Source organism: Streptococcus henryi DSM 19005 (assembly GCF_000376985.1).
Taxonomy (GTDB): domain Bacteria; phylum Bacillota; class Bacilli; order Lactobacillales; family Streptococcaceae; genus Streptococcus; species Streptococcus henryi.
This window is the reverse complement of record NZ_AQYA01000005.1, coordinates 1-5059: the sequence shown is the minus strand read 5'-3', so window position 1 is coordinate 5059 and position 5059 is coordinate 1. Positions and strand designations below refer to the sequence as shown.

Sequence of the window (5059 nt, the reverse complement as noted above, 5' to 3'; positions counted from 1 at the left end):
AGACCTTTGAGAACTGAACAAGAAGACGAACCAAACGTGCGGGTTACATTAAGTAACCTGTCAAAAGAAACAATAAGTCAGTAGATGACGACATGAGTGAAAGCTCAAACTTTTTAAATGAGAGTTTGATCCTGGCTCAGGACGAACGCTGGCGGCGTGCCTAATACATGCAAGTGGAACGCATGATTGATACCGTAGCTTGCTACACCATTAATCATGAGTCGCGAACGGGTGAGTAACGCGTAGGTAACCTGCCTACTAGCGGGGGATAACTATTGGAAACGATAGCTAATACCGCATAAGAGTTTTTAACACATGTTAGAAATTTAAAAGGAGCAAATGCTTCACTAGTAGATGGACCTGCGTTGTATTAGCTAGTTGGTAAGGTAACGGCTTACCAAGGCGACGATACATAGCCGACCTGAGAGGGTGATCGGCCACACTGGGACTGAGACACGGCCCAGACTCCTACGGGAGGCAGCAGTAGGGAATCTTCGGCAATGGGGGGAACCCTGACCGAGCAACGCCGCGTGAGTGAAGAAGGTTTTCGGATCGTAAAGCTCTGTTGTAAGAGAAGAACGTTGAGTAGAGTGGAAAGTTACTCAAGTGACGGTATCTTACCAGAAAGGGACGGCTAACTACGTGCCAGCAGCCGCGGTAATACGTAGGTCCCGAGCGTTGTCCGGATTTATTGGGCGTAAAGCGAGCGCAGGCGGCTCTGTAAGTCTGAAGTTAAAGGCATTGGCTCAACCAATGTTCGCTTTGGAAACTGCAGGGCTTGAGTGCAGAAGGGGAGAGTGGAATTCCATGTGTAGCGGTGAAATGCGTAGATATATGGAGGAACACCGGTGGCGAAAGCGGCTCTCTGGTCTGTAACTGACGCTGAGGCTCGAAAGCGTGGGGAGCAAACAGGATTAGATACCCTGGTAGTCCACGCCGTAAACGATGAGTGCTAGGTGTTAGGCCCTTTCCGGGGCTTAGTGCCGCAGCTAACGCATTAAGCACTCCGCCTGGGGAGTACGACCGCAAGGTTGAAACTCAAAGGAATTGACGGGGGCCCGCACAAGCGGTGGAGCATGTGGTTTAATTCGAAGCAACGCGAAGAACCTTACCAGGTCTTGACATCCCAGTGACCGTCCTAGAGATAGGATTTCCCTTCGGGGCACTGGTGACAGGTGGTGCATGGTTGTCGTCAGCTCGTGTCGTGAGATGTTGGGTTAAGTCCCGCAACGAGCGCAACCCCTATTGTTAGTTGCCATCATTCAGTTGGGCACTCTAGCGAGACTGCCGGTAATAAACCGGAGGAAGGTGGGGATGACGTCAAATCATCATGCCCCTTATGACCTGGGCTACACACGTGCTACAATGGTTGGTACAACGAGTCGCAAGCCGGTGACGGCAAGCTAATCTCTTAAAGCCAATCTCAGTTCGGATTGTAGGCTGCAACTCGCCTACATGAAGTCGGAATCGCTAGTAATCGCGGATCAGCACGCCGCGGTGAATACGTTCCCGGGCCTTGTACACACCGCCCGTCACACCACGAGAGTTTGTAACACCCGAAGTCGGTGAGGTAACCTATTAGGAGCCAGCCGCCTAAGGTGGGATAGATGATTGGGGTGAAGTCGTAACAAGGTAGCCGTATCGGAAGGTGCGGCTGGATCACCTCCTTTCTAAGGAAACACGGAAGCACGTTTGGTTTGATCTTGTTTAGTTTTGAGAGGTCTTGTGGGGCCTTAGCTCAGCTGGGAGAGCGCCTGCTTTGCACGCAGGAGGTCAGCGGTTCGATCCCGCTAGGCTCCATTAACATCTAGAGATGTTAAGATTGTCCATTGAAAATTGAATATCTATATCAAATTCCACGATTCAAGAAATTGAATTGTAGATAGTAACAAGAAAATAAACCGAAAACGCTGTGAATATTTAATGAGTTTTTTAAAAGAAATAAGGTTAAGTTAATAAGGGCGCACGGTGGATGCCTTGGCACTAGAAGCCGATGAAGGACGTGACTAACGACGAAATGCTTTGGGGAGCTGTAAGTAAGCTTTGATCCAGAGATGTCCGAATGGGGGAACCCGGCAGCTAATGGCTGTCATCCATAACTGTTAAGGTTATGAGAAGGAAGACGCAGTGAACTGAAACATCTAAGTAGCTGCAGGAAGAGAAAGCAAAAGCGATTGCCTTAGTAGCGGCGAGCGAAACGGCAGGAGGGCAAACCGAGAAGTTTACTTCTCGGGGTTGTAGGACTGCGACGTGGGACGACAAGATTATAGACGAACTACCTGGGAAGGTAGGCCAAAGAGAGTAACAGCCTCGTAGTCGAAATAGTCTTTAACCCTAGCAGTATCCTGAGTACGGCGAGACACGCGAAATCTCGTCGGAATCCGGGAGGACCATCTCCCAACCCTAAATACTCTCTAGTGACCGATAGTGAACCAGTACCGTGAGGGAAAGGTGAAAAGCACCCCGGGAGGGGAGTGAAATAGAACCTGAAACCGTGTGCCTACAACAAGTTCGAGCCCGTTAATGGGTGAGAGCGTGCCTTTTGTAGAATGAACCGGCGAGTTACGATATGATGCGAGGTTAAGTTGAAGAGACGGAGCCGTAGGGAAACCGAGTCTTAATAGGGCGACTTAGTATCATGTTGTAGACCCGAAACCATGTGACCTACCCATGAGCAGGTTGAAGGTGCGGTAAGACGCACTGGAGGACCGAACCAGGGCACGTTGAAAAGTGCTTGGATGACTTGTGGGTAGCGGAGAAATTCCAAACGAACTTGGAGATAGCTGGTTCTCTCCGAAATAGCTTTAGGGCTAGCGTCGATGTTAAGTCTCTTGGAGGTAGAGCACTGTTTGGGTGAGGGGTCCATCTCGGATTACCAATCTCAGATAAACTCCGAATGCCAACGAGATATAATCGGCAGTCAGACTGCGAGTGCTAAGATCCGTAGTCGAAAGGGAAACAGCCCAGACCACCAGCTAAGGTCCCAAAATAACTGTTAAGTGGAAAAGGATGTGGGGTTGCACAGACAACTAGGATGTTAGCTTAGAAGCAGCTATTCATTCAAAGAGTGCGTAATAGCTCACTAGTCGAGTGACCCTGCGCCGAAAATGTACCGGGGCTAAAACAGTTTACCGAAGCTGTGGATGACACGTAAGTGTCATGGTAGGAGAGCGTTCTATATGTGACGAAGGTGTACCGTGAGGAGCGCTGGAACGTATAGAAGTGAGAATGCCGGTATGAGTAGCGAAAGACAGGTGAGAATCCTGTCCACCGTAAGACTAAGGTTTCCAGGGGAAGGCTCGTCCGCCCTGGGTTAGTCGGGACCTAAGGAGAGACCGAAAGGTGTATCCGATGGACAACAGGTTGATATTCCTGTACTAGAGTATATAGTGATGGAGGGACGCAGTAGGCTAACTAAACCGGACGAATGGAAGAGTCCGGCTAAGCAGTGAGGTGTGATGTGAGTCAAATGCTTGCATCTATAACATTGAGCTGTGATGGGGAGCGAAGTTTAGTAGCGAAGTTAGTGATGTCACACTGCCAAGAAAAGCTTCTAGCGTTTAATTATACTCTACCCGTACCGCAAACCGACACAGGTAGTCGAGGCGAGTAGCCTCAGGTGATCGAGAGAACTCTCGTTAAGGAACTCGGCAAAATGGCCCCGTAACTTCGGGAGAAGGGGCGCTGACTATAAGTCAGCCGCAGTGAATAGGCCCAAGCAACTGTTTATCAAAAACACAGCTCTCTGCTAAATCGTAAGATGATGTATAGGGGGTGACGCCTGCCCGGTGCTGGAAGGTTAAGAGGAGCGCTTAGCGTAAGCGAAGGTGTGAATTGAAGCCCCAGTAAACGGCGGCCGTAACTATAACGGTCCTAAGGTAGCGAAATTCCTTGTCGGGTAAGTTCCGACCCGCACGAAAGGCGTAATGATTTGGGCACTGTCTCAACGAGAGACTCGGTGAAATTTTAGTACCTGTGAAGATGCAGGTTACCCGCGACAGGACGGAAAGACCCCATGGAGCTTTACTGCAGTTTGATATTGAGTACCTGTACCACATGTACAGGATAGGTAGGAGCCTAAGAATCCGGGACGCTAGTTTCGGAGGAGGCGTTGTTGGGATACTACCCTTGTGTTATGGTTACTCTAACCTAGATAGGTTATCCCTATCGGAGACAGTGTCTGACGGGCAGTTTGACTGGGGCGGTCGCCTCCTAAAATGTAACGGAGGCGCCCAAAGGTTCCCTCAGAATGGTTGGAAATCATTCGCAGAGTGTAAAGGTATAAGGGAGCTTGACTGCGAGAGCTACAACTCGAGCAGGGACGAAAGTCGGGCTTAGTGATCCGGTGGTACCGTATGGAAGGGCCATCGCTCAACGGATAAAAGCTACCCTGGGGATAACAGGCTTATCTCCCCCAAGAGTTCACATCGACGGGGAGGTTTGGCACCTCGATGTCGGCTCGTCGCATCCTGGGGCTGTAGTCGGTCCCAAGGGTTGGGCTGTTCGCCCATTAAAGCGGCACGCGAGCTGGGTTCAGAACGTCGTGAGACAGTTCGGTCCCTATCCGTCGCGGGCGTAGGAAATTTGAGAGGATCTGCTCCTAGTACGAGAGGACCAGAGTGGACTTACCGCTGGTGTACCAGTTGTCTTGCCAAAGGCATCGCTGGGTAGCTATGTAGGGAAGGGATAAGCGCTGAAAGCATCTAAGTGCGAAGCCCCCCTCAAGATGAGATTTCCCATGATTTTATATCAGTAAGAGCCCTGAGAGATGATCAGGTAGATAGGTTAGAAGTGGAAGTGTGGTGACACATGTAGCGGACTAATACTAATAGCTCGAGGACTTATCCTAGAATAAGAAAAATAAACCACAGAGTCAATATTGACAGCGTAACGGTTTCTTGTTAGAATATAGGTATTCAATTTTGAGTAAGCAATACTCATAGTTAAGTGACGATAGCCTAGGAGATACACCTGTTCCCATGCCGAACACAGCAGTTAAGCCCTAGTACGCCTGAAGTAGTTGGGGGTTGCCCCCTGTTAGATACGGTAGTCGCTTAGC

1 tRNA gene and 3 rRNA genes are annotated in these 5059 nt (G+C 49.8%); all 4 read left to right on the top strand.

The annotated features are described in order from the left end of the window. Positions 1-113 precede the first annotated feature (113 nt). The 4 genes from F601_RS0100105 to rrf all read left to right on the top strand — a co-directional run bounded on the left by F601_RS0100105 (position 114) and on the right by rrf (position 5059). Positions 114-1670, top strand: a 16S ribosomal RNA gene (locus F601_RS0100105). Positions 1671-1727: 57 nt separating this feature from the next. Further along, positions 1728-1800, top strand: a tRNA-Ala gene (locus F601_RS0100100). A gap of 145 nt (positions 1801-1945) precedes the next feature. Further along, positions 1946-4849, top strand: a 23S ribosomal RNA gene (locus tag F601_RS0100095). 94 nt (positions 4850-4943) lie between these two features. Continuing rightward, positions 4944-5059 (top strand): 5S ribosomal RNA (gene rrf / locus F601_RS0100090). The 16S, 23S and 5S rRNA genes sit together here with 1 tRNA gene alongside, the layout of an rRNA operon.